This window comes from Corynebacterium gottingense (genome assembly GCF_007559235.1).
GTDB classification, from domain to species: domain Bacteria; phylum Actinomycetota; class Actinomycetes; order Mycobacteriales; family Mycobacteriaceae; genus Corynebacterium; species Corynebacterium gottingense.
The window spans coordinates 78,793-105,456 of record NZ_VMHH01000005.1 but is presented as its reverse complement, the minus strand read 5'-3'; the positions used below and the strand labels follow the sequence as shown (position 1 = coordinate 105,456).

The 26,664-nt window shown below is 63.5% G+C and carries 19 protein-coding genes and 2 pseudogenes; 9 read left to right on the top strand and 12 right to left on the bottom strand.

Features of this window, described 5'->3' with window-relative positions:
- Window positions 1-4 precede the first annotated feature (4 nt).
- Together pks13 and FPH17_RS07385 are read left to right on the top strand one after the other, a co-directional pair.
- Entirely contained in the window at window positions 5-4,843 is a 4,839-nt protein-coding gene (gene pks13 / locus FPH17_RS07390) for a polyketide synthase Pks13 (RefSeq protein ID WP_154879498.1), read from the top strand.
- Entirely contained in the window at window positions 4,827-6,368 is a 1,542-nt protein-coding gene (locus tag FPH17_RS07385; RefSeq protein ID WP_154879496.1) for an acyl-CoA carboxylase subunit beta, read from the top strand. Before pks13 ends, FPH17_RS07385 begins: the two co-directional genes overlap by 17 nt.
- Before the next feature lie 170 nt (window positions 6,369-6,538).
- Here the strand turns inward: FPH17_RS07385 and FPH17_RS07380 are convergent, their stop codons facing one another.
- The 3 genes from FPH17_RS07380 to FPH17_RS07370 are packed head-to-tail and all read right to left on the bottom strand — an operon-like array spanning window position 6,539 to window position 9,755.
- The gene (locus tag FPH17_RS07380; RefSeq protein WP_233125517.1) at window positions 6,539-6,892 is read right to left on the bottom strand and encodes a DUF3054 domain-containing protein; all 354 of its coding nucleotides are present in this window, start codon (window positions 6,890-6,892) and stop codon (window positions 6,539-6,541) included.
- Between the two features lie 41 nt (window positions 6,893-6,933).
- Window positions 6,934-8,238 (bottom strand): SAM-dependent methyltransferase, encoded by a 1,305-nt coding sequence (locus tag FPH17_RS07375; RefSeq protein WP_154879494.1) that lies wholly within the window; start codon window positions 8,236-8,238, stop codon window positions 6,934-6,936.
- Window positions 8,239-8,270: 32 nt separating this feature from the next.
- A complete protein-coding gene (locus FPH17_RS07370; RefSeq protein WP_154879598.1) occupies window positions 8,271-9,755 on the bottom strand; it encodes an FAD-binding oxidoreductase in 1,485 nt (494 codons plus the stop codon).
- 105 nt (window positions 9,756-9,860) lie between these two features.
- On the opposite strand from FPH17_RS07370, the pseudogene FPH17_RS07365 reads away from it, so the two are divergent.
- Window positions 9,861-10,447 (top strand): annotated as a pseudogene (locus FPH17_RS07365) (carboxyl transferase domain-containing protein); the annotation flags it as partial.
- On the opposite strand, the pseudogene FPH17_RS07360 reads toward FPH17_RS07365, so the two are convergent.
- Window positions 10,406-10,837: pseudogene (locus tag FPH17_RS07360) on the bottom strand (glutamine synthetase beta-grasp domain-containing protein); the annotation flags it as partial. The pseudogenes FPH17_RS07365 and FPH17_RS07360 overlap by 42 nt on opposite strands.
- Window positions 10,838-12,372: 1,535 nt before the next feature.
- Here FPH17_RS07360 and FPH17_RS07355 point away from each other — a divergent pair.
- The 4 genes from FPH17_RS07355 to FPH17_RS07335 all read left to right on the top strand — a co-directional run bounded on the left by FPH17_RS07355 (window position 12,373) and on the right by FPH17_RS07335 (window position 15,520).
- Window positions 12,373-12,879 (top strand): hypothetical protein, encoded by a 507-nt coding sequence (locus FPH17_RS07355; protein WP_095554749.1) that lies wholly within the window; start codon window positions 12,373-12,375, stop codon window positions 12,877-12,879.
- A gap of 243 nt (window positions 12,880-13,122) precedes the next feature.
- Entirely contained in the window at window positions 13,123-13,518 is a 396-nt protein-coding gene (locus tag FPH17_RS07350; protein ID WP_133064874.1) for a hypothetical protein, read from the top strand.
- Between the two features lie 1,103 nt (window positions 13,519-14,621).
- A complete protein-coding gene (locus tag FPH17_RS07340) occupies window positions 14,622-15,065 on the top strand; it encodes a YqxI family protein (RefSeq protein WP_133064875.1) in 444 nt (147 codons plus the stop codon).
- A gap of 11 nt (window positions 15,066-15,076) precedes the next feature.
- Window positions 15,077-15,520 (top strand): hypothetical protein, encoded by a 444-nt coding sequence (locus FPH17_RS07335; RefSeq protein WP_154879492.1) that lies wholly within the window; start codon window positions 15,077-15,079, stop codon window positions 15,518-15,520.
- Window positions 15,521-15,549: 29 nt separating this feature from the next.
- Here the strand turns inward: FPH17_RS07335 and FPH17_RS07330 are convergent, their stop codons facing one another.
- The 4 genes from FPH17_RS07330 to trmB are packed head-to-tail and all read right to left on the bottom strand — an operon-like array spanning window position 15,550 to window position 20,360.
- On the bottom strand, window positions 15,550-16,605 hold the full coding sequence (locus tag FPH17_RS07330; protein ID WP_244288078.1) for a lysylphosphatidylglycerol synthase transmembrane domain-containing protein: 1,056 nt from the start codon (window positions 16,603-16,605) through the stop codon (window positions 15,550-15,552).
- Window positions 16,589-18,892 (bottom strand): MMPL family transporter, encoded by a 2,304-nt coding sequence (locus tag FPH17_RS07325; RefSeq protein ID WP_154879490.1) that lies wholly within the window; start codon window positions 18,890-18,892, stop codon window positions 16,589-16,591. Before FPH17_RS07325 ends, FPH17_RS07330 begins: the two co-directional genes overlap by 17 nt.
- Window positions 18,893-18,905: 13 nt before the next feature.
- On the bottom strand, window positions 18,906-19,577 hold the full coding sequence (locus FPH17_RS07320) for an NYN domain-containing protein (RefSeq protein ID WP_095275712.1): 672 nt from the start codon (window positions 19,575-19,577) through the stop codon (window positions 18,906-18,908).
- 3 nt (window positions 19,578-19,580) lie between these two features.
- Window positions 19,581-20,360, bottom strand: a complete 780-nt coding sequence (gene trmB / locus FPH17_RS07315) for a tRNA (guanosine(46)-N7)-methyltransferase TrmB (protein ID WP_095554752.1) — start codon at window positions 20,358-20,360, stop codon at window positions 19,581-19,583.
- Window positions 20,361-20,744: 384 nt separating this feature from the next.
- Between trmB and FPH17_RS07310 the strand changes: the two genes are divergently transcribed.
- Complete coding sequence (locus tag FPH17_RS07310) at window positions 20,745-22,571, top strand: phosphoenolpyruvate carboxykinase (GTP) (RefSeq protein ID WP_154879489.1); 1,827 nt, start codon at window positions 20,745-20,747, stop codon at window positions 22,569-22,571.
- 476 nt (window positions 22,572-23,047) lie between these two features.
- Here the strand turns inward: FPH17_RS07310 and FPH17_RS07305 are convergent, their stop codons facing one another.
- Both FPH17_RS07305 and FPH17_RS07300 read right to left on the bottom strand, forming a co-directional pair.
- The gene (locus FPH17_RS07305) at window positions 23,048-23,467 is read right to left on the bottom strand and encodes a hypothetical protein (protein WP_133064877.1); all 420 of its coding nucleotides are present in this window, start codon (window positions 23,465-23,467) and stop codon (window positions 23,048-23,050) included.
- Between the two features lie 107 nt (window positions 23,468-23,574).
- Entirely contained in the window at window positions 23,575-24,324 is a 750-nt protein-coding gene (locus FPH17_RS07300) for a class I SAM-dependent methyltransferase (protein ID WP_154879487.1), read from the bottom strand.
- A 4-nt stretch (window positions 24,325-24,328) separates the two neighbouring features.
- On the opposite strand from FPH17_RS07300, the gene FPH17_RS07295 reads away from it, so the two are divergent.
- The gene (locus tag FPH17_RS07295; protein WP_154879485.1) at window positions 24,329-25,411 is read left to right on the top strand and encodes a glycosyltransferase family 4 protein; all 1,083 of its coding nucleotides are present in this window, start codon (window positions 24,329-24,331) and stop codon (window positions 25,409-25,411) included.
- On the opposite strand, the gene FPH17_RS07290 is transcribed toward FPH17_RS07295, so the two are convergent.
- Both FPH17_RS07290 and FPH17_RS07285 read right to left on the bottom strand, forming a co-directional pair.
- Entirely contained in the window at window positions 25,408-25,863 is a 456-nt protein-coding gene (locus tag FPH17_RS07290; RefSeq protein WP_095275704.1) for a DIP1984 family protein, read from the bottom strand. The genes FPH17_RS07295 and FPH17_RS07290 overlap by 4 nt on opposite strands.
- Before the next feature lie 390 nt (window positions 25,864-26,253).
- A complete protein-coding gene (locus FPH17_RS07285) occupies window positions 26,254-26,499 on the bottom strand; it encodes a three-helix bundle dimerization domain-containing protein (protein WP_144717916.1) in 246 nt (81 codons plus the stop codon).
- Window positions 26,500-26,664: the final 165 nt, after the last annotated feature.

Here is a 26,664-nt window from a genome sequence, read left to right as displayed (position 1 = left end):
CGCAATGACTGAGACTGAACTGATCCGCTGGCTGCAGGAATGGGTGGCCCAGACTGCCGAGGCCGCCGACGTTACTGGTGCCGATTCGGTCGATCCGGCCAAGTCGCTCGAGGCCTACGGGTTGTCGTCTCGTGATGCCGTGGTGCTCTCCGGCGAGCTCGAACGCACGCTCGGCCGCCGCGTCGACCCCACTATCGCCTACCAGCACCCGACCATCCTCTCCCTGGCCAAGGCGCTGACTGCGCCCGAGCAGCCCGAGCGGCCCGAGCCGAAGGGGGGCGTGAGTGAGGGGGCGAGTGGGCGTCGTGAAGCACTTGCCCCGGCGCAGCGCGACATCGCGATTGTGGGTTCGGCCGGCCGCTTCCCGGGCGCGAAGGATCAGGCGGCGTTTTGGCAATTGCTTGTCGACGGCACCGTGGCCACCGGCCCGCTGCCCGAAGGCAGGTGGAGCGAGTACACGGGCGACCCTTACCTGCGCACCAAGATGGCGGAGGAGTCCACGGACGGCGGCTACCTCGACGACATTGCATCCTTTGACAACGAGTTCTTCGGCCTGTCGCCGCTCGAGGCCACCAATATGGACCCGCAGCAGCGCATCATGCTCGAGGTCGCGTGGGAGGCACTGGAGGACGCACACATCCCGGCCGACTCGTTGCGCGGCGCGCAGGTCGGCGTGTTCGTGGGCTCTTCGGCAAATGATTACGGCATGCTCATGGGCGCCGACCCGGCGCAGGCGCACCCGTACGCGCTGACCGGCTCGGCGAGCTCCATTATCCCGAACCGCATTTCCTACGCCTTTGACTTCCGCGGCCCGTCCATGAACGTGGACACGGCCTGCTCCTCGTCGCTGGTTTCCGTGCACCACGCGGTGCGCGCGCTGCGTGATGGTGAGGCCGATGTGGCGCTGGCTGGCGGCGTGAACATCCTGGCCAACCCGTTCGCATCGCTGATGTTCTCCGAGCTGGGCGTGATCAGCCCCACCGGGCGCATCCACGCCTTTTCCGACGACGCCGACGGCATCGTCCGCTCCGAGGCCGCCGGTTTCGTCGTGCTCAAGCGCGTGGAGGACGCGATGGCGGACGGCGACGAGATCCTCGGCGTGATCAAGGGCTCCGCCACGAACTCCGACGGCCACTCCAACGGCCTGACCGCCCCGAACCCGGACGCGCAGGTAGACGTGCTGCGCCGCGCCTACGCCGACGCGGGCGTGGACCCGCACGAGGTGGACCTCGTCGAGGCTCACGGCACCGGCACCATCCTGGGCGACCCGATTGAGGCCACCGCGCTGGGCGAGGTGCTCGGCCGGGGCCGCGAGGCCACCGAGCCGCTGCTGCTGGGCTCGGCGAAGTCGAGCGTGGGCCACTCCGAATCCGCCGCCGGCGTGGTGGCAATGATCAAGGTGATCGAGGCGCTCAAGCACGACACTATCCCGGCGAGCGCGAACTTCACCGCGCCGAACCACTTCGTGGACTTTGACGCGGAGCGCATCGAGGTCGTGCAGGACCCGCGCGAGTGGCCCCGGTACTCCGGGCGCCGCGTCGCGGGCCTGTCTGGCTTCGGCTTCGGCGGCACCAACGCGCACGTGGTGGTCACCGACTTCGATCCCGCTGACTACGAGGCAGCGGACACCGCAGAGGCCGTGGACACCGAAAACACCGACGCCGCCGCCTTCGTCGCCGGCGCCGCCGAGCAGGTCGCGCTGCCGGTCTCCGGGCTGCTGCCTTCGCGCCGCAAAGAGGCCGCGGCCCAGCTCGCGGACTTCCTGGAGGGCCGCGCCGACGCGGACCTCGCGCCCATCGCCCGCTCGCTGGCCAAGCGCAACCACGGCCGCTCCGCCGCCGTCGTGCAGGCCGCGACCACCGAGGAGGCCGTGAAGCGCCTGCGTCAGGTGGCCGACGGCAAGATCGGCCCCGGCATCGTCGCCGCCGACGCGCCGGGCGCGGTCGGCCCCGTCTTCGTCTACTCGGGCTTCGGCTCGCAGCACCGCAAGATGGCCAAGCAGCTGCTCGACGCCTCCCCGCTCTTTGCGCAGCGCATGCGTGAGCTCGACGAGTACGTGCAGTTCGAGGGCGGCTGGTCCATGCTGGACATCATCACGGACGACGGGCAGACCTACGACACCGAGACCGGCCAGGTCACCATCACCGCGATCCAGATCGCGCAGACCGACCTGCTCGCCGCCATGGGCATCACCCCGGCGGCAACCATGGGCATGTCTATGGGCGAGATCGCCGCCGCCTACGCCGCGGGCGGCATCTCGGACAAGGACGCCATCCTCATTGCCACCCAGCGCGCCCGCCTCATGGGCGAGGGCGAAGCCATGATCGCCGGCACCGACCAGGAGGGCGCGATGGCGGTGGTGGAGCTGTCCCGCGACCAGCTCGCCGAGTTCATCCAGGCCCACCCGGAGGCCGCGGGCGTGGAGCCCGCCGTCTACGCGGGTCCGGGCATGACCACCGTCGGCGGCCCGGGCAAGGCCGTGGACTACATCGTGGACGCCCTGACCAAGGAAGAGAAGTTCGCCCGCAAGCTGAAGGTGCGCGGCGCGGGCCACACGAGCGCGCTCGACCCGATCCTGGGCGACCTGGCCGGCAGCATCGCCGGCATCGAGCCGCATCCGCTGACCGTGCCGCTGTTCACCTCCGTGGACCGCGGCGAGGTCTACCCGGCGGGCGCGGTCGTGCACGACATGGACTACTTCCTGCGCATGACGCGCCAGCCGGTCTACTTCCAGGACGCCACCGAGGCCGCCTTCGCCGCGGGCCACACCACCCTGGTGGAGGTCACCCCGAACCCGGTCGCGCTCATGGGCATGATGAACACCGCGTTCGCCGCGGGCAAGCCGGACGCGCAGCTGCTGTTTACCAACAAGCGCAAGGTGGACGAGGTCGGCGCGCTGCTGGATCTCGCCGCCAAACTCTACGTCGGCGGCGTGCCCGTGAAGTTCGCTGGTTTCTACGGCGAGGGCTCGCTTATCGACGCCCCCCGCACCGCCTTCCACACCAACTCCTACTGGACGGCCGCCCGGCCCTCGGCGGCGGGCGGGTCCCTGCTGGGCGCTAAGGTCCGCTTGCCCGGCGGGAAGGTCGCCTTTGCTACCCAGGCCGACCAGGTCTTTAGCCCCTACCAGCTCATCGAGGCCGCGGCGGCCGAGGTGCTCCCGGGCGCCCGCGTCGTGGCGAGCGAGGAGCACAGCTACCTGCCCGCCGACGGCGAGGTCACCACGGTGGTCCAGCCGAGCCTGGGCGGCGCGAGCGTGAAGGTGTTCAACGAGGACACGCTGCTCGCGGAGGGGTTTGTCACCACGCTGTCGCTCGGCGGCGATGAGCAGCTCGCGGGCGTGGCGGAGATCGCCCCGACGGGTGACGCCGCCACCGCACCGAGCGCGAGCGAGGGTGCCGCAGGCACCGAAGGTGTCGAGGCCGTGCGCTGGGACCCCGCCTCCGGCGAGACGGTGGCGGACCGCCTGCGCGGCATCGTCTCCGAATCCATGGGCTACGACCCGGAGGACCTGCCCGACGAGCTGCCGCTGATCGACCTCGGCCTGGACTCGCTGATGGGCATGCGCATCAAGAACCAGGTGGAAAACGACTTCCAGATCCCGCCGCTGCAGGTGCAGACGCTTCGCGACGCCTCCGTCTCCGACGTCATCCGCATCGTCGAAGAGGTCGTGGCCGGCCGCGAAAATTCCGCACAGGCGGAAACTCCGGCCGCGGCACCGGCGGAGCCCAGCACGCCTTCCGCACAGGCGGAATCCGCCGAACCGGCGCAGGGCGTCGGCGTGGCCCCGCGCGACGCCTCCGAGCGCATGGTGTTCGGCGCCTGGGCGAAGTACGCGGGGAAGGCCGCGGCTGGTGTGACGTCCCCGTTGGCGTCGATTAGCGATGCCCAAGCGCACGACATTGCCAACCACCTCACCGAGCGCTCCGGCATCGAGGTCACCGCGCAGCAGGTACTCGAGGCGGAGACGCTGGAGCCGCTGGCGAACATTGTGCGCGAGGGGCTCGAGACCGAGGTTGAGGGCAACATTCGCGTCTTCCGCGACGGCTCCGACGAGGTCAACCCCGTCTTTGTGTTCCACCCGGCGGGTGGGTCCTCGAGCGTGTACGCCCCGCTGGCGCGCCGACTCGGCGACAACGTGCCGGTCTACGGCGTGGAGCGCCTCGAGGGCTCGCTTGAGGAGCGTGCCGCGGCGTACGTGAAGGACATCACCGAGCTGGCGAAGGGGCGCAAGGTCGTGCTCGCCGGCTGGTCCTTCGGCGGCGCGCTGGCCTACGAGGTCGCGCACCAGCTGGGCAATGACACAATCGACTTCATTGCGCTGCTGGATACGACGCAGCCGAGCGAGCCGATCCCGGACACGCCGGAGGAGACGAAGGCGCGCTGGGGCCGCTACGCCGCCTTTGCCAAGGAGACGTACGGCCTGGACTTCGAGGTGCCCTACGAGCTGCTCGAGACCGCGGGCGAGGACGCGCTGTTAGAGATGCTTTCGCAGTTCCTCGCTACGACCGACGCCTCCGAGCACGGCCTGGCCGCCGGGGTGCTCGAGCACCAGCGCGCCTCCTTTGTGGATAACCAGATCCTCAACCACCTGGACTTCACCCGCTGGGCCGACGTGACCGTGCCCGTGCTGCTGTTCCGCGCCGAGCGCATGCACGACGGCGCGATCCAGCTGGAGCCGAACTACGCGCACATTGACGAAGATGGTGGCTGGGGCGCTATCGTAAAGGACCTGACCATCGTGCACCTGCCTGGCGACCACCTCGCTGTGGTGGACGAGCCCGCGGTGGGGATCGTGGGCAAGCACATGAACGATTGGATTGAGCATGACAACCGCCGATAAGCTTGCAGACCTGCGCGCCCGGCTGGAAAAGGCCCAGGACCCGGGCTCGGAGCGCTCCCGCAAGCGCCGCGACGACGCCGGCCGAACGACTCCGCGCCAGCGCATCGCCGCCCTGCTGGATGAGGACTCCTTCGTGGAGATCGGGGCGCTCGCGCGCACCCCGGGTGATGACAAGGCTGTCTACTCCGACGGCGTGGTGACCGGCTACGGGCGTATCGACGGCCGCCCGGTGGCGATCTACGCGCACGACAAGACCGTCTACGGCGGTTCTGTCGGCGTGACCTTTGGCCGCAAGGTGGTCGAGGTGATGGAGTTTGCCATCAAGATCGGCTGCCCCGTCATCGGCATCCAGGACTCGGGTGGCGCCCGCATTCAGGACGCGGTGACGTCGCTGGCCATGTACTCCGAGATTGCGAAGCGCCAGCTCCCGCTGTCGGGCCGCAGCCCGCAGATTTCGATCATGCTGGGCAAGTCCGCCGGTGGCGCGGTCTACGCCCCGGTGACTACCGACTTCGTGGTCGCCGTCGATGGCGAATCCGAGATGTATGTGACCGGCCCGAACGTGATCCGCGAGGTGACCGGCGAGGACATCACCTCCGCAGAGCTGGGTGGCGCGCGCGTGCAGGAGCAGTCGGGCAACATCCAGGCGGTGGTGGCTTCCGAGGAGGAGGCCTTCGACTACGTGCGCGACCTCCTCGCGCACCTGCCTACCTCGACGTTCGACCCGGCCCCGGTTGTCGAGGCGCCGGAGGACGAGGAGCTCGACGACAGCGAGCTGGACTCTTTCATGCCCGACGACACGAACGCCGGTTACGACATGATGGACCTGCTTGTCCAGCTCGGCGACGACGAGGACCTGGTGGAGATCCAGGCCAACTATGCGGAGAACCTCATCTGCGCCTTCGGGCGCGTCGACGGCCGCGCCGTCGGTTTTGTGGCCAACAATCCCATGTACCAGGCTGGCTGCATCGACGCCGATGCTGCCGACAAGGGCGCACGCTTCATCCGCACCTGCGATGCGTACAACATTCCCATCGTCTACGTGGTGGACACCCCGGGCTACCTGCCGGGCGTGCAGCAGGAGCGCGAGGGACTGATTCACCGCGGCGCGAAGTTCGCCTTCGCGGGCGTGGAGGCGACCGTGCCCAAGGTCGCGCTGATTGTGCGTAAGGCCTACGGCGGTGCCTACGCGGTGATGGGCTCGAAGAACCTGTGCGGCGACATCAACTTGGCGTGGCCCACCGCCCAGATCGCCGTGATGGGTTCCTCTGCTGCCGTGGTGATGATCCAGGGCAAGCAGCTCGCCGCCATCGAGGACCCCGCGCAGCGCGAGGCGATGAAGAAGATGTTCATGGACTTCTACGACGAGAACATGACCTCGCCGTATGTCGCCGCGGAGCGCGGGTACATTGACCAGATGATCGAGCCGAGCGAGACGCGCATTGCTTTACGACGAGCCCTGCGCCAGCTCTCCACCAAGCGGGAGTCCGATCTGCCGAAGAAGCACACGATCAGCCCGCTGTAACGAAATGGTTACGGTGCCGATAGGCTAACCGTACGATCTCCTCACCAGAAAGGTATAGCTTCGATGCTCTCTTCCACCCTCGATCTCGCCGGCGACCTGATCAGCATGCTCGTCTGGTTTGTCAACGGCATCCAGACCGGCGACCCGATGTACAACTTCGGGTCGAGCTTCTAGCCCTTCTTTGCCACCAGCTTGGCAATGCCGCGCCAGCCGAGCATGAGCAGCGCGGACATCACGGTGGCCACGATGATGAAGGACCAGTGCGGGATGGACTGGTTGCGGATCCCCCAAATGACCAGGCCGGTGATGACGGTGACCGGCCAAATGATGCCGCCTTTGTTATCGCGGGCGATGAGCCAGCCGAGCGTCACTCCGAGCGCGAATGGCCACAGCGTGGACAGCCAGCCGGTGAAGTTAAACGGCATCTCCTCGGTCTGGTGCGCGGCGCGCGCGAGCAGCGCAAACACCGCGATAGCGACGTAGTCAGCGGCGATGGCGTACGGCTTCGAAATCGTTTTCTTCATACCCGCCATGCTAGCGCCTCGCGGTACTGAAAACACCGCGCCTAGAATACCGAGTCGTTCCACCAGCGGCGCTCGGGCGTGCCGGCGCGGGAGCCTTCGCTATCCAGCTTGATGCCCATCACCTGGTGCAGCTCCACGATGTCGTGCTCGAAGCCCCACTCGGAGCCCGCCATGTACATGCCCCAGAGCTTGGCCGTGTTCAGCCCGACGAGCTCGACCGCCTCGTCCCAGTGTTCCTTAAGGTTCTCGCACCAATCGCGCAGCGTGCGCATGTAGTCGAAGCGGAGGTTCTCCTCGTGGACAACCTCGAACCCGTGGTCCTGCATCTTGCGCACGATAGTGCCGGAGCCGGTGAGCTCGCCGTCCGGGAAGATGTAGCGGCCGATGAAATCGCCCTTGTTCGTCTTGTGGTTGTCCGGGAACGTGATGCAGTGGTTGACCATCACGCCGCCCGGGCGCAGCTTGCTGGAGAGGAAGTCGAAGTAGGAGGCGTAGTTCTTTACCCCGATGTGCTCCATGAGCCCGATGGAGGAGACCGCGTCAAAGCCGGACTCGGTGACGTCGCGGTAGTCCAGGTGACGTACCTCCGCGAGGTGCTCGAGTCCCTCCTCCTTGATCTTCGCCTGCGCCCATTCGGCCTGTTCCTTGGACAGGGTGACGCCGAGTGACTTCACGCCGCGCTTGGCGGCGTAGCGCACCATCGTGCCCCAGCCGCAGCCGATGTCCAGGTGGCGGTCGCCCGGCTTGAGGTGGAGCTTTTCAAAGACGAGGCGGCACTTGTTTTCCTGGGCCTCGTCCAGACTGGCGTCCTCGGTGGGGTAGTAGGCGCAGGTGTAGGCCATGGACTCGCCGAGGAACAGCTCGTAGAAGTCGTTGCCCACGTCGTAGTGGGAGGAGATGACCTCCGCGTCGCGCTCCTTGGAGTGGGGCGCGAGGCCCTCGCGAACGGTGCGCTCAAACCAGGAGGCCTGCTCCGCCTCCGGCACGGGCTGGATCTGGAACGCACCCATGCCGCGCAAGGAGCGCACGATGCGCCAGAGTTCCTTTGGGTTCGGGCGCTTGTAGTGGGCGTAGAGGTTGCGCAGCTTATCAAACACCGCGTACGGGTGTGCTAGGTGCTCGCCCTCGACCCCGAGTCCGCCGGTGACCCAGGCGCGCGCCAGGCCGACGTCGCCAGGTGCGGTGGCGATGTAGGACAGCCCCTCCGGGCTGTTCACGCGCACCGTGTGCTCCGCGCCCACCGGCCCTGTGGAGGACCCGTCGAACGCTTCCCAGCGGAACGGGTTGTACGTGGGGAACAGGGTATCCACGATGTCGGCCACGGTCATTGGTACGAACTTGCTCATGTGCATTCTTCTCCTGTGCGCTGCGGTGTGCGCTATGCGTTGTTGACAGTTTTTTCAAACAGGCCCGGGAAGCGTCGGTCCGGGTCGTACGTGGCCTTCATCCGCTCTGGCAGGTCGCCGCCGTAGAGGCGTTCGAACTCGGGTCGTTCGTAGAAGGCCTCGGAGTAGAGCGACTTGTGGCCGCCCAGCTCGCTTACTTTGCGCTCGATCACCTTGTTAAAGGCGCCCGGCTCCTGGGCGGGCGAGACGTGGTCGGCGGGCACACCCGACCAGAACCCGACGTTGACCCAGGTTGTGCCCGGTTCGAGCGGGTAGAGCGGCCACGGGGCGTGCTCAGGCAGACCAAGCTGTGAGAGCGCAGCCGAGTCGCTGCGCAACCTGATGGGACAGAGCCAGACGGGCTCGATCTCGCTGGCTTGGAAGAACCAGTCGAGGAACTCGGCGACATGTGCGTCGGTGACCTCGATGTCTTGCACGACGCGCTCGGTGCGCGGCAGGTTCTTGGGCTTTTTGAGGAAGCGGTATTCCAGATCGTACTTCTTGTCCAGCCCGACCAACTTCCAGTAGAAGGCGCTGCGTCGCAGCTCGCGGGGCCAGAACCGGCGCACCTTCGGGCGCTGCGTGCCAAAGGCGCGCGAGCACCAGAACCAGTCGGTGTCCCAGCGCCAGATGTAGTCGCGGATCGTGAGGAAGTCGTGCGTGATGCCCTCGGGGTGCTGTAGGGAGCGGTAAAAGATCGCGTCGCGCGTGTAGTCGGAGGTGCCCGGGGCGTCGTCGGCCTGGAAGGCGAGCACCAGGTACTGCTCTTCCGGGGAGAAGGCTACGCCGTCAAGCCCGTGCACCGTGCGGCCGTCCCACGATCCGGAGGCGGAGACGGCGCTGAGCGCTTCCTGGAAGTCACGCAGGGAGTGGAAGCGTGCGTGCTGCAGCTCCACGTACGGCGCGACGTACTCCAGCTCGATCTTCAGGCGCACCGCGTAGCCGAGGGAGCCGTACGAGTTGGGGAAGGCGCGGAAGAGGTCCACGTTCTCCTTGCGTGAGCAGCGCACAATGTCGCCGGTGCCGGTGAGCACGTCCATCTCGATGACAGACTCGTGTGGCAGGCCGTTGCGGAAGCTGGTGGACTCCACACCCATGCCGGAGACGGCGCCGCCGAGTGTGATGGTCTTCAGCTGGGGGATGACCAGGGGTGCGAGGTGGAAGGGCAGGGTGGCGTCGACAAGCTGCTCGTACGTGCACATCCCCTGGACATCCGCGGTTTTAGCAACCGGGTCGATGGCGATGACCCCGCCGAGGCCGCTGACATCGAGGCCAGCGCCGGGCTCGATGCGCTTGCGAAACAAATTCGACGTGCGCTTAGCCAGGCGGACGCGCTCGCCCGCGGGGACCTGCCGGAAGCTCGCCAGCAGGGTCTCCACGCCCTGGCTGTGCGCATGCCAGCCCACTGGAGTGACTCGTTTTCCGTCGACGCTGCGCACGCCAGCGAGGAACCTTACGAGACCATCAGATACGCTCATGTGTCGCACGATAGACCCATCGTCTGGACTTCGCGCGGCGGGGGTGGGAGCGCGCCTAGTCGCGCGGCGCTCCTCCAGCTGCCGCATGAGCTCGTCGAAGGGGACCAGGTCGCGGTGACTTCGTTGGCGATGTACTCGGAGATTGCGAAACGCCAGCTCCCACTGTCGGGGCGTAGCCCGCAGGTGGTGCCGTCTACGCCCCGGTGACGACCGACTTCGTGGTCGCCGTGGACGGAGAGTCCGAGATGTACGTGACCGGCCCGAACGTGATCCGCGAGGTCACCGGCGAGGACATCACCTCCGCCGAGCTGGGTGGCGCGCGCGTACAGGAGCAGTCCGGCAACATCCAGGCGGTCGTGCCCACCGAGGAGGAGGCCTTCGACTACGTCCGCGACCTCCTCGCGCACCTGCCTACCTCGACGTTCGACCCGGCCCCGCAGGTCGACGCGCCCGCGGACGAGGAGCTCGACGACAGCGGGCTGGACTCTTTCATGCCCGACGACACCAACGCCGGCTACGACATGATGGACCTGCTGGTCCAGCTCGGCGACGACGAGGACCTCGTCGAAGTCCAGGCCAACTATGCGGAGAACCTCATCTGCGCCTTCGGCCGCGTCGACGGCCGAGCGGTCGGCTTCGTGGCCAACAACCCCATGTACCAGGGCGGCTGCATTGATGCGGACGCTGGCAATGCCCATGTACTCCAAGGCGCTCACGGCTTGGTGGCGCAGCTTCGGCGCCTCGTTGCGCTTCGCCTGGTCGAAGTGGCCGCCCTTGTCAGCCGGGGTCGCCGCGTCCCCCGGTGCGTCCGGTTTGACCACGCAGAACTCGATCTCCGGGCTGGCCACGAACTCGAAGCCCATGTTGCGCGCGGCGTACAGCTGGCGGCGCAAAACCTCGCGCGGGCAGGCGAACAGCGGATCCCCGTCCGGCATGGTGATGTCGCAGAACATGCGCGCTGTCTGGATGCCCGATTCCTCGTCGAACGGCAGCGGCTGGTATGTCGACGGGTCGGGGCGAAGCAGCGTGTCCGACTCGGAAATGCGGGAAAACCCCTCGATGGAAGAGCCGTCGACGCCCACCCCTCTTCGAAGGCGCTCTCGAGCTCATCGGACGACATCATCGCCGTTTTCAAACTGCCGAATATGTCGTTGAACCAGAGCGGATAAACGCAATCTCCTGTTGCTCCACCAACCGCAGGACATTGTCAGTCTGTGAGCTCATGGGGCCAACTGTATCCTGCATCACAATTTGATTCAACGAATATATTAGACGTATAGAGGGGGAATATCATAAGTGTGATGTGTCTCACGGGCATAGTGCAACATTTCCGTAACCTGGTTGATGCAAGCAGTTAGTGATCGGGATTACAAGTAACCTTGATCAGTGATCTGCTGTCAAAGCTGAAAACTCCAACCGGAAATCGAGAAAGGTATTGAAACGACTCAGAAGAATATGATCGCAAAAATGGCTTCACTGCCAGTGTCGCAAACGGCTCGGTCACAAAGCAGCCGGGCGGTAGCGTGGTGATCGTAGATGAAGACGGAGCAGTTGCAGGCCAGTTTTCCACCGCAACGCTCCTTGAAGACGGCACTGTCCGTAACATCGAGTAACAGGTTGACGGCAACGAGATCGTTGCATCGTACGACTCACCCGTCGTCGGAGGTGTCATGCCCGTATCCATGCAAAATTGCGCCCCCGAGTGGGTAATGATGGCGGGGGCTGGAGCTACGGCTATCGGCGCAGCCGCAACGGCACCGCTCACACTCGGCGGTAGCTTGGCTATCGGAGGGGCAACCGCGGCCTATATTGGAACTGCCATGGCAACAGAACGCTGCTTGCAAGGTTAACTGCGGCCCCGCTCAACTAAGCACACTTAGTTCTTATAGTAGGCATCATGATTTCTAATAACTCGGTTGCCAAGCGCACTCTCTTACTCCTAACTGCCAGCACTCCGTCGCTGGCAGTTTTTGCACCACACGCAAACGCCCAAAATTACAATAATCCGTTCCCCAACCAGGTTGAATCCCCGCACAAGAACCCAGACCCATATAAAGAGTGCGCCCACCATCCTCGTACTTGTCAACTTCCTGACGGCATTTCAAGGTACGGTAGCACCACGCGAGAACAGCAAGACGCTTGGAATAAGTGTCTAGTAAGTGTAGCTCTAGCGGGTATCCCAGCTGCTAAGGCGGCGAAAACCGTCGCCCAAGCAATCCGAAATGGAACAACAGCAAGCTAGGGCGGCGGATATGTAGGGTGTGACTTTGATGCAATTTCCGGAAAGTGATAGACGATGAACAAGAAGACGGTAGTCACCGGAATCGCTTTATCCGGTCTTGTTGTGGTCCTTGTTGGATACACAACCCACGATATATCTTGGGTACTAAAAACGATCGTTTTCGTTTCTATACTATGGCTAGTTTTCGGTCGGCTTTCTACCTCTAACCGTGCCTCTTCAACTCACGGTACTTAGACTTCCGCTAAGTACCACACACAGTAAACCGATTAATACGGCAGTACATTGCCCAAATAAATTCAGCCCCTGACCATTGCGAAAACTACCGCAAATATGTTAGCGGTTCTCCCGAATCGTTTACGTGTATAGAACTGCCCGGTGGAGCAGCTGAGCTTCGTAGAACAAGCTCTTCGGGGTTTGCGGGAGCTGGGGGAAGCTCCGATTTTAGATAACCGACAGCGTGAAAGGAAGACGTTCTTGACTATTTTAGCGGTAAGTGAGCTGCCTATTTGGCGCCTGGACGAACTAGTCGAGTCACAACCGCGTACTTCAATCGGGAATCTTCTGCTACGAATCCGCTTCTTTGAGGACAAAGATAGTTTTGCAGAATTTACCGTAAATGAGTTAGTACATCTTTACGGTTATAGCGATTTCTCTTCCTTCGTCAAACAGTACAAAATCTGGCATCAAATCGGAGCATTTGAGTGGCTCCCCGAGCAGCGTGTAAATCAGGAGAAGATCCCTCAGAGCGATTACATGCCCAAGACATTTATCTACGGCGGGAGAGTTGAGTCAATTCCCTCCTCTCAAGAGTGGGGAATTGACTATTGGGGCGCACGCCGATCTCCCATAGAGGATTGGGAGATCCCGCAAAATATCCCCTAGAGAACGCGCACTACACCGACATGTGCATGCAGGTATTGACTCAAGACTGTCGAGCTGAATGGAGTTTATGCTTACTAGCTCGGCGACCGCGATAGACGCATTTGGCGCGTTCCCTCCGATAATGAAGTATGGAAGCTTTGGTGCACAGCCACACATTCACTGGCGAGGCCTCTATGAAAACCACCGAAGGACAAGAACCGGTGGTAAAACCTTCTACAGTATTCTTAGACGACGGAACCCGACTTGATTTTCGAACAGCCAGCAAGTCAGGCGGCTACACAATCGACATCAACAACAACGTCAACAGCAAGATTTTTAAGATCCACGTTGCGTAACGATTTATTCAGAATCATCAAGAAAGAAATGGAAGAGACCGAAGACTGGGTTTCTCTGGCTGGAGCACTCGGTGCCTGTGACATTCACCCCTTCCGGGCGACTAACGAGCAAATCTCTTCAGTAGCACGCGAAATTGAAAAAGATGAACGTCTATTTAAAGCGTTTTATCGCATGCCACAAAAACCTGTTTTTAAAAAGGAATCTCCAGAGTTTAAAAGCAAGGTAGAAGAACTTCTACGGACAGAAGACCCCAATACTCGTATGGACATCATGGTCAATCTTTTAATTGACATTAGAGAATAAAGAGCGAACTGTTAATCCCCGCGTCTAGGGCCGGAAGCTAAATTCGCTACGAATGAAGAAATGGGAAGAATCTCAGATTGCCACGCTTGAAGCGGGAAACGAATTTGACCCCATTCAGGTGATCCGCTCCCTGCTCTGCCCTGCTCCTTCAGTTGGCTGCAGTCGAGAAAGATAGCCGAAAGTCAACTTCGCTCTTCCATAGCTTAAATTCCAGCTTTCCATATGATTAAAAGCAGCTAACAACTCTGCTTCGCGGAGCTGCGGCTCCGCCAGCTTTACGTAACTGATCTAGTGTCCACCTGTGCAAAATACGGCCCATTACCGATTCGCTTTACCAAGTATCTGGTGCTGTTGTTGGGCGTATTCACCATCAGGATTAGTTTAACGGCGACCCTGGGTTGAGCACCCCTGCTTCCCAGCAGTCTTGCACTATCTATTTCGATTGCCAAGGGCAAAAGAACCATATTGCTTACGGTGTGAGACCTTTACCTTCTTTCCCCTTTTAGCGCTCACGATTGCTCGAAGGTTCTTCTTCTCTACTGCCCGAGGGGCAGGGGAACCGTATATTGCTTACGGCGTGTCACCCTTTTTAGGGCGCCCGCCGCTTCCAAGGTCTATGCCCGCTTTGGTAAGCGCACGCTGAACCGTCCGAGCACTCACACCATGCTCTTGGGAAGCCTCCTGCACAGTGGGATAGTGGCCTGTCTGCGCATAGTAATCGTCAAAGAAAGCAGCGATCTGGTGCGCTCTACTTCGCCCCCCGGCTGCACGCTTTTCGATTAGCGCTACCAAGGACGTCGCGTTGACGTGTTGCGTAGTCACCGTTTGGGTCGGTTTTCCAGCGTTCTGCGGCTTTTTGTCCGCCTTTGCGTCCCATTGTGGCCAGGGCCGATTAAATCGATGAGGCTTCCCTGCTCGGGGAGTGTGTCGGGCAGATCAAACTGTTTAGCTTCGATTCCGTCGGCCACTTTCAGCAGGGGGCCGGGCCCACCTGCGAAATCTTGAAACTTGAGTAAGGAATAGGAAGTGAGGAACACTCCCACCGGAAAGTGGGACAGGTAGAAAAGTTAAATCGTAGAATCCGCAGGGTAGCGTCATTATTCGTGGCCATCTGTGTGGGACTGGCTCCCGTTGCTGTGGCCAATGCCGAAACGGCACCCGGCCCGCAAACTCCGAGTGCGGCTCAAGGGGTACAGCAAACAGCAAATACAGAATCAGTAGGTTCACCCACATCTGAGACGCAACCGTTTGGGGGTAGGGGATTTTTGATAAAGAAAGGGCTGCGACTCGTTAGCTCTATATTGCGCAACGGCAAGGTCGGAGAAGTTGTCGAAGCAGCTCGTAAACGTGGATTTATCGATGATGATATGGCAAGGGCAATTAGTTCGAAGCCAAACCAAATTGCTGATGCCATCGACAATACGCTGCACCAGGCTGGCGAATTCGAGGAGGACATCAAGGAGAAACTACGTGTCAACCTTGAACCAGTCGTAGGTCAGCAACTAGCCCTTGGTATAGCTGAAGCATTGATGTTTGTCTTTTTGTAGGGAGAGTTTTTGTGGAAGAAGACTCAGTAGACGTCGCTGCCCTGGAGCGGAGAATAGAGTATCTGTCTGTTCAAATTGAACGCCTGGTTGAACTTCACAGCCCATTCCCCTCGCCGATGACAATTTTTCGAAAAACAGCGATGCTCATGGCCTTGACTTTCGAACAAGAGACGTTAGCGCTCAAGCTATTGGGAACAGTGCATGCTCTTAATAATGGTGAAAAGGTCGATATAAACCAAGGGCTATTGCCATTCCCTAGAGAAACCGTATTGCTGTTTAATGAATACTCCGACAAGGGGACGATGGGGACTAGTGAAGTGGTGAACATGCTAAAAACGTTTGTTCCAGGTGGCGATAATGCGGCCCAAAACCTGATTGAGGCGTGGGATTCAGCGCAATCTGCAATCCACAACAACGACGAGAGAAAACCAGGGAAAAGCGTAAGCGAGAGCTAAGGTACGCCACGCGACGAACTCTCAACCCGTCACTGCCCGACTGACTCTGACCCCGACCGCGACGGCGCTCCGAGCATGTAGCCACGACCGGCGTAGCAGGCGAGGTGGACAACCCAGCCGATCGCGGTGATGAGTGCGAAGGAGATGATGCGGTAGATGAGGGTGGCGGCGGTGGCGTCGACAAGCGTCATGCCCGCAGCGACGAGCGAGGCGGCAGCGGCGGCCTCGACGGTGCCGACCCCTCCCGGGGTGACCTGGGCGGCGCCGGCGAGCTTGGTCATGATGAACGCGAGCGTGACCCCCATGAGGCTCGCCCGGTTGAGCTCCGCGTGGAGTCCGGGCGCGTCGCCGACGACGGACCAGACGCAGAAGTAGAAGACCACGACGTCTAAGAGCCGGTTGCACAGGGAGCAAAACGCGGAGGAGAAGAACTGGCCGGCGGTCATGCGGATCTGGGAGACCTGCGTGATCACGTCGGCGACCTTGCCGCGCACGGAGCCGGGGAGGAAGCGGGTCCAGCGGGTCAGCAGTGCCGGGTGGCGGGTGGCCCAGAACATGGCGACGATGACGAGGACGGTGAGCACGATCGACGTGCACAAGGTAGCCGCGGACAGGTCGGCGCCGAGGAAGAGGACGGCGGCGAGCCCGATCAGCGCCATCCACACCGTGGAAAGCGCGCCGGAGATAACGAAGAACCAGCCGCACAGGCCGGGGGACGCGCCCCAGGAGCGTTGGACGCGGTAGGTCAACCACGCGGAGAGCGCGGGGCCGCCGGGCAGGGTGGTGGACCAGGCGTTGGAGCCGAGTGTGAGCGCCGTGGTGCGCGCCATGTCCGTGCGCTTGGCGTCGACGTTGAGCAGGATCTTCATCACCGCGGCCATGGCGACAATCGCGCCAAACGCGGCGACGACGGCACCGGCGATCGGGCCGGGCGCGTGAGCGACGGCGCGGCGCAGAGCCCGCCACGAGTCCGCGAGGAAGTCGAGCTCCTCCCAGAACGCGGCGACGAGGAGTGCGAGCAAGACGACGGGCGCGAGCCAGCGCACCCACCGCATCACCTGCGCGCGGCTACCGTTCGAGCTCACGCTTTTGGATGTACTCGAGGGCCTTGCGCTCCTCCAGCTGGCGCATGAGCTCACGGAACGGGACGAGTTCGTGGTTCTCTTCCACCGAGACGCCGGCGCGGCCCGGGTGGGTTTCCGGGTCGTCGGCGGGCTGCGCGGGCTGGCTGCCCGCGGTGCCCGCGCTGCTCTCGCCGCCTTCACCGAGGGAGGCGTAGGCGCGCTTGACCCAGCGGGGTGCCCACCAGTTGTCGTCGCGAAGCAGGTGCATCACGGCGGGGACGAGCAGGAGGCGGATGATCGTGGCGTCGAGGGCGAGCGAGAAGATCATGCCGAAGGCGATGTACTTCATCATCACGATGTCACTCATGGCGAAGGCGGCCGCGACCACGATCATGATGGCGGCGGCAGCGGTGATGATGCCGCCGGTGTGTGCCGTGCCCTCCTTGATCGCTTGGTCGGTGGACGCGCCGTTGTGGCGGGACTCCACCATGCGCGAGACCAGGAAGACCTCGTAGTCCGTGGACAGGCCGTAGAGGATCGCCACGATGAGCACGAGCACCGGGCTCATCAGCGGGCCGGCAGTGAAGTTGAGCAGGCTCGCGCCGTGGCCGCCGACGAAGACGGCAGTGAGGAAGCCCAGCGTGGCACCGATGCCCAGCACGTTCATGATCACGGCCTTGGCCGGCAGGATGAGCGAGCCGAAGAGGAGCGCCATGAGCAGGAAGGTCGCGGCGACCATGTACAGCGCCATCCACGGCAGGCGGTGGAGGAGCGCTTCGATGGACTCGACCTCCATCGCCGGTGTGCCGGAGACGTACGTCTGCACGCCGTCCGGGACGTCCAGGTCACGCAGCTGGTCCACGACCTCCTGGCCGCCGTTGCGGTCTGCTAGCGGGGCGGAGAGGATCGTGGTGCCGTCCTGGGTGGGGTGCGAGGGCTTCAGCGGCGAGGCCAGGCCGGAGACCTGGCGAGTCTGCATGACAATGTTGCCCAGCTGCTCATTCGACGCGCCCGTGACCACCAGCTTCACCGGGTCGGTGCGGAAGGCGGGGAACGCCTCGTTGAAGGCGTCCTGCGACTGGCGGGTCTCCTGCGACGGTGGCAGGTAGGACTCGTTGATGCCGCCGAAGGTGATGCCCACCATCGGGGCGGTGATGAGGAACAGCAGGGCGGTGATGCCCACGACCACCTTCTTGGAGTTGCGCATGGCCCACGCCGGGATGCGGTACCAGACCGTATCCTCCAAACGACGGGCCTTACGGCTGGTGCGGCGCACCGACCACATGTCAATGCGTGTGCCCAGCATGCCGAACAAGGCCGGCAGCACCGCCACCGAAATCACCGCGGCGAGCACGACCGCGCTGATCGCGCCGTATGCCACGGACTTGAGGAACGCCTGCGGGAACATGAGCAGGCCGGACAGCGCCACGCCCACCATGAGCGCGGAGAAGAAGACCGTCTTGCCCGCCGTCGTGGTGGTCACCGCCACCGCCTCTTCCACCTCCAGGCCGCGGTCGAGCTCCTCGCGGAAGCGGGAAACCATGAACAGGCCGTAGTCAATGGCCAGGCCCAGGCCCAGCAGCGTGATCACGGACTGGGAGAAGATGTTGACCTGCTGGAACTGCGCCAGGATGGACAGCAGCGACAGGGAACCAAGGATGGACAGGATGCCCACGATCAGCGGCATCGCCGCGGCGACCACGCCGCCGAAGACGAAGAGCAGGATGATGGCCACGAAGATGAGGCCGACCTTCTCGGCGCGGGCGATGTCGCCTGCCATGCCGTCGTCCAGTGCGTCGGCCACGGCGGTCGCGCCCGCGATCTGCACGGTCGCGTCGCCGGATAGCTCGATGGCGCGCAGGTCCGGCTCGATCGCGCGGAAGTCCTTGAGCGTCTGCTCCCCATCACCTTTCAGCCCGATTGCGGCGAACGCTTGGGTGCCGTCCTCGCTGATCTGCTGCTGGTTCGGCTTGGCAAAGTAGCTGGTGACGTGGTCGATCTGCTCCGGGTGCTTGTCCTGGAGGGCAGAGATTTGGGTATGTGCGGCGTCGATAAGCGCCTTGTCCTGCACGCCACCGGGGGCCGAGACGAGCACGATGACATCGCCGGCGTTGTCGCGGCCGAACGTGTCCTGCTCGATCTGTGCGGCGGCCGTGGATTCGGCGCCGGGGTCTTCCCAGCCCTCCTGCGAGAGGCGGTCGCCCAGCTTGGCGCCGAAGAAGACCTGCATCACCAGGATGATGGCAATGACCACCAGCGGGATGACCCGGCGGTGGCGGAAGGCGACGCGGCCCCACCTGTAAAACACGAGGGAGGCCTCCTTAGTCGCGGTTGTGCAGCAGCGCCGACAGCGGGCGGAACGGCTGCATCCAGGCGCCGCCGTCCGGCAGGTGGTCCAGGTTGACGCGCGGCAGCGGCTCGCGGAACACACCCGGAATGTCTTCCAGGTCCACAAAGTCCACCGCGTCAGAGTTCACGGCCCACGAGGCATGTTCATGGAAGCCGAGCACCTGCACCGGGATGCCCTCGGCGGCGAGCTCCTCGATGCGCTCCTGGAAGTTCTGCCCGTCTGCGGAGGCGACCACGAGGCCGCGCAGGACGCCCTCTTCGTAGCGGCGCTCGATGTGGTCCAGCATGTCCTGGTCCACGTCCGAATCCTCGTCCACCTTCGGCTTGGCAAAGACGGCGAAGCCGACGTTGCGCAGCGCCTCCACCCAGGGGCGCACTGCCTCGGTGTTGCCGGGGGAGACGTTGGTAAACACGGTGGCCTCGGGCTCGACCTGCGTGCCCGTCTCCGCGGAGCGCTCGTCCGCCTCGCCGACCAGCCAGCGGCCGATCGCGTCGAAGCGGGGGCGGTAGGCGGCGGTGGGGCGGCTACCCAGGATGGCGCCGAGCCCCATGTCCAGGTTCGGCGCGTCCCACACCAGCAGGTAGGACTCCGGCCCGGCCGGTGCGCCCTCGGTGTACGGGTGCGTCTTGTCCTGCAGAACCATTGGTTACTTCCTCTCCCAGAGGTACTCGCGGATCACGTGGTCCTTGTTCAGGCCCTTACCCTCAAACTTAGTAATCACCTGGCGGTCCGTCAGCAGCGGGGCGTCCGGCCACGGCCAGCCCTTGTACTCCAGCAGCGGCTCTACATCCACCAGCTCGTCGATCCACTCGGCGTAGTCCGCGTGGTCGGTGGCCACATGCAGCACCCCGCCGGGCTTGAGGCGGGTGGCGATGAGATTGAGCGTGCCCGATTGGATGATGCGCCGCTTGTGGTGGCGCGCCTTGGGCCACGGGTCTGGGAAGAACACGCGCACGCCGTCGAGCGAGGCCTCCGGGAACATGCGCGCCAGCACCTCCACGCCGTCGCCGCGCACCATGCGGACGTTCTCAATCCCGCCGCGCACGACCGCGCCGAGCAGCTTGGCCAAGCCGGGCTTGTATAGCTCCACCGCGATCACGTTGGTGTCCGCCTCCAGCGGCGCCATCGCGGCGGTGGAGGTGCCGGTGCCCGAGCCGATCTCCACGATCGTGGGGTGGCCCGCGCGCCCGAACCACTCGTCCACGTCAATGTGCCCGTCCGTCTCGTTCGTCAGCACCGTGCCGAGGCGCGGCCAGTGCTCGTTGAACAGGGCCTCCTGGTTCTCCGTGAGCGTGCCGCGGCGGAAGGTCACCGAGCCGAGCCGCGGGTAGTCCAGCCCGGTGCCAAAGTCAGTTTGCAGCGGGCGCCCGGCGGGCAGCTCGCCAGTCCCCTCGCGGGGAGTTTGGGAAAAATCAGCGTTATTCATTGTGTTTATTGTCCACATGACGTGCGGTGACGCAAGTTTGTGAGGGGGCTTTCGTACGCTTATCGACGCCCCCCTTGCCACCCCATTCCAGGGGGAGGCGCCGCGCAGGTCGGGCAACGGTGTCCGTTTGACCCCCGCGCGGTCCCCCGTTTGCCCAGTGTGACGTGCTGTTTCGGGCTTGTTTTGCGGCGGACGTATACCCCCAAACGGGGAGGTGGTGGCCCCAAATCCGCACGCGAATGTATGGTGTGCGTCACTTCAGGGTGTAGCGTTCTACCTGGGAAAACGTGGATTTTATCCGGCGCACCCGCGATTCAGATACGCTGGAAATCCCGAGGATTTGTGCGGGGACGCAAAGCGGACGTGAACTATGAAGGAGAGCACATGACCACTGCAGTGAACCGCATGGAGGGCCCGGCCCCAACCGACAACGAAGCACTTATTGCCTGGGTAAACGAGTCGGTCGAGCTGTTCCAGCCCGACAAAGTGGTCTTCGCCGACGGCTCCCAGGAGGAGTGGGACCGCCTGGCCGCAGAGCTGGTAGAGAAGGGCACCCTGCTCAAGCTGAACGAGGAGAAGCGCCCGAACTCCTTCCTGGCTCGCTCCAACCCCTCCGACGTTGCCCGCGTGGAGTCCCGCACCTTTATCTCTACCGAAGAAGAGGAGGGCGCCGGCCCGACCAACAACTGGATGAAGCCGGCCGCGCTGAAGGAAGAGATGACGGAACACTTTGCCGGTTCCATGAAGGGCCGCACCATGTACGTGGTGCCCTTCTGCATGGGCCCGATTAGTGATCCGGACCCGAAGCTCGGCGTCCAGCTCACCGACTCCGCCTACGTGGTCATGTCCATGCGCGTCATGACCCGCATGGGTCAGGAGGCCCTGGACAAGATTGAGGGCGACAAGTTCGTCCACTGCCTCCACTCCGTCGGCGCTCCGCTGGCTGAGGGCGAGGAGGATGTTGCTTGGCCGTGCAACGACACCAAGTACATCTCCCAGTTCCCGGAGACCAAGGAGATCTGGTCCTACGGTTCCGGCTACGGCGGCAACGCCATCCTGGCCAAGAAGTGCTACGCCCTGCGCATCGCCTCGGTGATGGCACGCGAGGAGGGCTGGATGGCCGAGCACATGCTCATCCTCAAGCTCACCAGCCCGGAGGGCAAGCACTACTACGTGGCCGGCGCCTTCCCGTCCGCGTGCGGCAAGACGAACCTGGCAATGATCACCCCGACCCTGGAGGGCTGGTCCGCCGAAGTGGTCGGCGACGACATCGCGTGGCTGCACCTCAAGGAGGACGGCCTGTACGCCGTGAACCCGGAGAATGGCTTCTTCGGCGTGGCACCGGGCACGAACTACAAGTCCAACCCGATCGCCATGCGCTCCATGGAGCCGGGCAACACCCTGTTCACCAACGTCGCGCTGACCGATGACGGCGATGTCTGGTGGGAGGGCATGGACGGCGAGCCGCCGGCCCACCTCATCGACTGGCGCGGCAACGACTGGACCCCGGACTCCGCCGAGAAGGCGGCGCACCCGAACTCCCGTTACTGCGTACCGATCAAGCAGTGCCCGACCGCTGCGCCGGAGTTCGACGACTGGCGTGGTGTGAAGCTGGACGCAATCCTGTTCGGTGGCCGTCGCCCGGACACCGTCCCGCTGGTCACCCAGGCACTGAGCTGGGAGCACGGTACCCTCATCGGCGCGATGCTCTCCTCCGGCCAGACCGCTGCCTCTGCGGAAGCAAAGGTGGGTTCCCTGCGCCACGACCCGATGGCGATGCTGCCGTTTATCGGCTACAACGTGGGTGACTACTTCCAGAACTGGCTGGACATGGGCGAGCGCGGTGGCGACCGTCTGCCGTCCATCTTCTTGGTCAACTGGTTCCGCCGCGGCGAGGACGGTCGCTTCCTGTGGCCGGGCTTCGGCGAGAACTCCCGGGTGCTCAAATGGGTCGTGGAGCGCATCGAGGGCAAGGTCGGGGCCGAGGAGACCCCGGTTGGCCACACCGCACGGGTGGAGGACCTGGACCTGACCGGCCTGGACACCCCGGCCGAGGATGTCAAGGAGGCGCTCTACCCGGATCCGGAGCTGTGGGCTCACGACGTGGCGGACGGCCGCGAGTACCTCGAGGGCCTCGGCTCCCGCGTACCGCAGGAACTGTTCGACCAGCTCGACCAGCTTGCTGAGCGCGTGAAGGCAGCGCGCAGCTAGCCTGCTGACGCAAAAGGCCCGCCTGTTTGAATGTGAACTGGCGGGCCTTTCGTCATGCGAATTTTGCGGCGAGTGCTGTGAGCCCCGTTCTGTGCTGTATCCCGTGCGCTTAAGTCGACACGCCGAGAAAAGCACACATTTTGTCGCTTAACCCGAAAATTTACTCGGCCCGACCCTAGTAGAAAAAGAGGAAAGGCCTACAGGCGCAAATTGTCCTGTAGACCTATCCTCACTCATAGCGAGGGACCTTGTCCTCACTTTCTTGACCTCCAATTTACCCATGGAAAGGTTCAACGCAAGTTACTCGAGGTCCAAGCATCGCTCTGGTAGACCGTGTTTGCGGTCCAAAAGGGCGACTGAGAGGAAAGCGCATGCGATCGTGATGAGTCGCCACGTTGTGTTGGCAGATCCCGCAAATCCGAAAGTGAAGTGGGACAGTCGGGGTTTCACGATGCTGCTTGTAAACTGTCCCGACGCTATTGCACAGTAATTTTGACAACTTGCGGTGCGTCGAAGCTCTTTACTATCGCGTGGCCTTCCAAACGCTTTTTACCGGAGGAAAGGGCACTAACACTGGGGCATGATGCGTCAATGCGTTCTTCGCCGGGCTTGAGCTCCCAGTAGTAGACGGAATTCTTGTCGGTGTAGTGCACTTTCTCCTGGCGCAGGCCTCCGAGTGCGCATACACCTGCTGTCTTTCCATCCACCGTGACGACCTGGATCACAGACTTCTCGCCGCGGGGCTCGACGGTTGGTGCTTTCGAGGAAGATTCCCCAACTGCGATAGCTGTCACGAGGGAAATCAGGGCAATCACGCTGGCTAGAAGCGCTCCCACCGTGTGTGGGGTGAAAGGAATCTGCTTCATTGCAGCTTGAAGTTGGGATGGGAGTTGCATTGCGGTCCTTCTCTTTCAGGGAGCTCATCGATACGGGCTGCTACTGTCGGCCGCCTCGGGGTAAGTATCTATCACGCACCCCGTAAAAGCAATGGAATCTGGCGAGCCTATCCCCGCAGCACAAGCACCAGGTTCGAAACCGCGAACTCTCGGAGGACGGGAACGCGCGAAAGCCACCACGCCCAATGCGGGTGGTAGCGCGGGAAGGCGGTGAGCAAGCGGCCGGTCGATTCTGCCCACTCAAGCCCTTCGCGGGCCGAGACCGCAAACAGGGAGGTCCCCCACACGTTCTTGGGCGGTCTTCCGTGTGTGCGCTCGTAGCGTCGGCGTGCGAACTCGCCGCCAACGTAGTGCTCCCACACCCCAGTCTCGTGGCCGCCGAAGGGGCCTAGCCACACGGTGTAAGACAGTACGACCAGCCCGCCGGGTTTGACCACGCGCAGCATTTCCTCGCCCATGGCGCGCCAGTTAGGGATGTGTTCGGCCACGTTGGAGGAGTACACGAGGTCGAAGGAGCCGTCGGCGAAGGGCAAGTGCGCCCCGTCGCCGCGCACCGCGCCGTAGCCCGATAACCCTGCGGCGGAAAGCTCGGAGACGTCGGGTTCCATGCCGATGTAGAAAGTGTCCGAAAAAGCATCGGCGAAGTAGCCGGGGCCGCCGCCGACGTCCAACACAGCACGGCCGGTGAGGCCGGCTGGGCTGGGGGACGTGGTGTCCTGCCACAGGGCGTCGAGAAGCGAGCGGGTGTCGCGCGCCAAGCCGGAGTAGAACACGGCGGGGCGGAACTGCTCGTAGGCAAACGAGCGCAGAAGGCGCAGCGAACGTGTCAACGTGGCGAGGCGGCGGGTACGGTACATAGCAATGAAGATACTGCTGATGTGCTGGCGCGACTCCACCCACCCACAGGGTGGCGGCAGCGAACGCTACCTGGAACGCGTTGGCGAGTACCTCGCGGCGCAGGGCCACGAGGTCATTTTCCGCACTTCGAGCCACACCGATGCGCCGCGGCGTAGCACGCGTGGCGGCATCCGCTTCGAGCGTGCCGGCGGTAAGTACGGCGTGTACGTGCTGGCGCCGCTGTCCATCTGGCGCAACCGGCCGGACGTGATTGTGGATACGCAAAACGGCATTCCGTTTTTTGCGCGCATGTTCACGCGCCGCCCGGTCGTCCTGCTTACGCACCACTGCCACAAGGATCAGTGGCCGGTGGCGGGCCCGGTCATCGGGCGGCTGGGCTGGTTTTTGGAGTCCAAGGTGGCGCCGCGGGTGTACCGGGGTGCGCGGTATGTGACGGTGAGCGAGGCGTCGAAAAGCGATTTGGTGGTGCTCGGCGTGCGCGAGCGAGACATCGCGATTGTGGAAAACGGCGTCGATCCGATCCCGGACGAGCTGCCCGTGGTGCCCGACGACGGCAAGGTACACGTGGTCACGCTGTCGCGGCTCGTGCCGCACAAGCGCATCGAGCACGCCATTGACGCGATCGCTGGGCGCGACGATGTGGTGCTGGACATCCTCGGTTCCGGCTGGTGGGAGGATAAACTGCGCGAGTACGCGGCGGGGCGGGCGGAGATCCGCTTCCACGGTCACGTCAACGACGCCTACAAGCACGCGGTCCTCTCGCGCGCGGCGCTGCACCTCATGCCGAGCGCGAAGGAGGGCTGGGGCATCGCGGTGATCGAGGCCGCGCAGCACGCCTTGCCCACGGTCGGCTACCGCGGCGCCGGCGGCGTCAACGACTCCATCATCGACGGCGAAACCGGCCTGCTCGTCGATACAAAGGCTGAGTTTGTCCAGGCAGTGGAGCAATTGCTTCTCGACGCCTCACTGCGTCGCCGCCTCGGCGCCGCCGCTCAAGCGCGGGCGGAGAAGTACTCGTGGGCAGCAACGGGCGAGAAGTTCGCCGCGGTGCTGGATGACGTGGTTGGTGACGTGGCGGGGCGCTAGCGCAGCTCCGTGGACCAATTCAACTGCTGGATCTTCGTATCCAGTTGGCGGTACTCCTTGGCAGCGCCGTCGGACATCTTGCGCAGTGCGGCCGCATCCACGGTGGGCACGTAGCGCACCTCGGAACGCGAGTAGCGGTCGATCCGCGCCGTCGCCGAGTCCGCGACCGCGGAGTAGAAGCGGCCCGCGCGGACCAGCGCGTCGCGGCGCGCGATTGCGTCGGTCAGCGTGGCGTCGCCCTCGAAAGGCGTGACCGAGTTGGTGTGGTTGATGCGGCGCACCAACACCTCAATCTGTTCCAGCACGTGCGCTGCCTCTTTGAGCAGCTCGGCTGGGTCCTCGGCGGGCTCGTCGCCCTCCTGCACGCGCGCCTGCTCAACCAGGCGGGAGCGCAGCTCGTCTAGGCGGTGCTGCGCCTCGGCGCGTTGTGCGAGTGCCTCTGCAAGCAACATGGTGGCCCCTTTCCTTTTTACGTATGCGTCCCCGTATCCCAACCCTCACGGGTCCCGGGTGTGGCGGGAGTGCGTCTTCCAACACTGCGGTAATACTCAGTTATCTGTGCGTTCCCTGGTGGGGAGTGCTCGTGTGCTCGATGCAGGCCGCGTCACAATGCAAGGGGTGGCCGTGCGGCAAAGGGCCTGATCAGAGTCTCCAGCCTTACCCGGGCTGGCGCGGGTGAGTGTTCGCTAAGACGCACGCCGCGGCCCGGGAATCCCGCTACCGACAGCATGTAGCAGGACAGTATAGCAAAAACCGCAGCCCCCGGCCCGCGTTGTGCGGGGAGGGGGCTGCGGTTGTGCTGTGCTTGCGGCTCGCGTACGCGACGCCTGTGTCTGCGACGTTTACGCAGCAGTGGCGGGCCACAGGTTGCCGGATCGCAGGCGTGCGCTCATCTCTGCTTCGACCAGGACCGGGATGAAGTGGTCCAGGGTGGCGCCATCGCGGTGCGCCTTGAGGATGGAATCGAAGGCGAGCCCGATCTCCTCGGCGTCGAAGCGGTCGGACCACTCGGCGATGAGGTCTTCGCGGATGTTGCGCAGTGCGCGCTCGCGGATGATGGAAAAGTCGATGTTGTTGACGTCCTGCATGACGATCTCCTTTGCTCTGTCGTTGAGGTACTTCCTCCGGACTATCGGTTACGTAACCCTGTGTTCATCTGCGGTTAACTTTAGTGGCACGGGTTGAATCATGCAAGGATTTCAATGATTGGGCCTGCGCATTTATTGGCGTGGGCCAACTAAAAACAGAATATA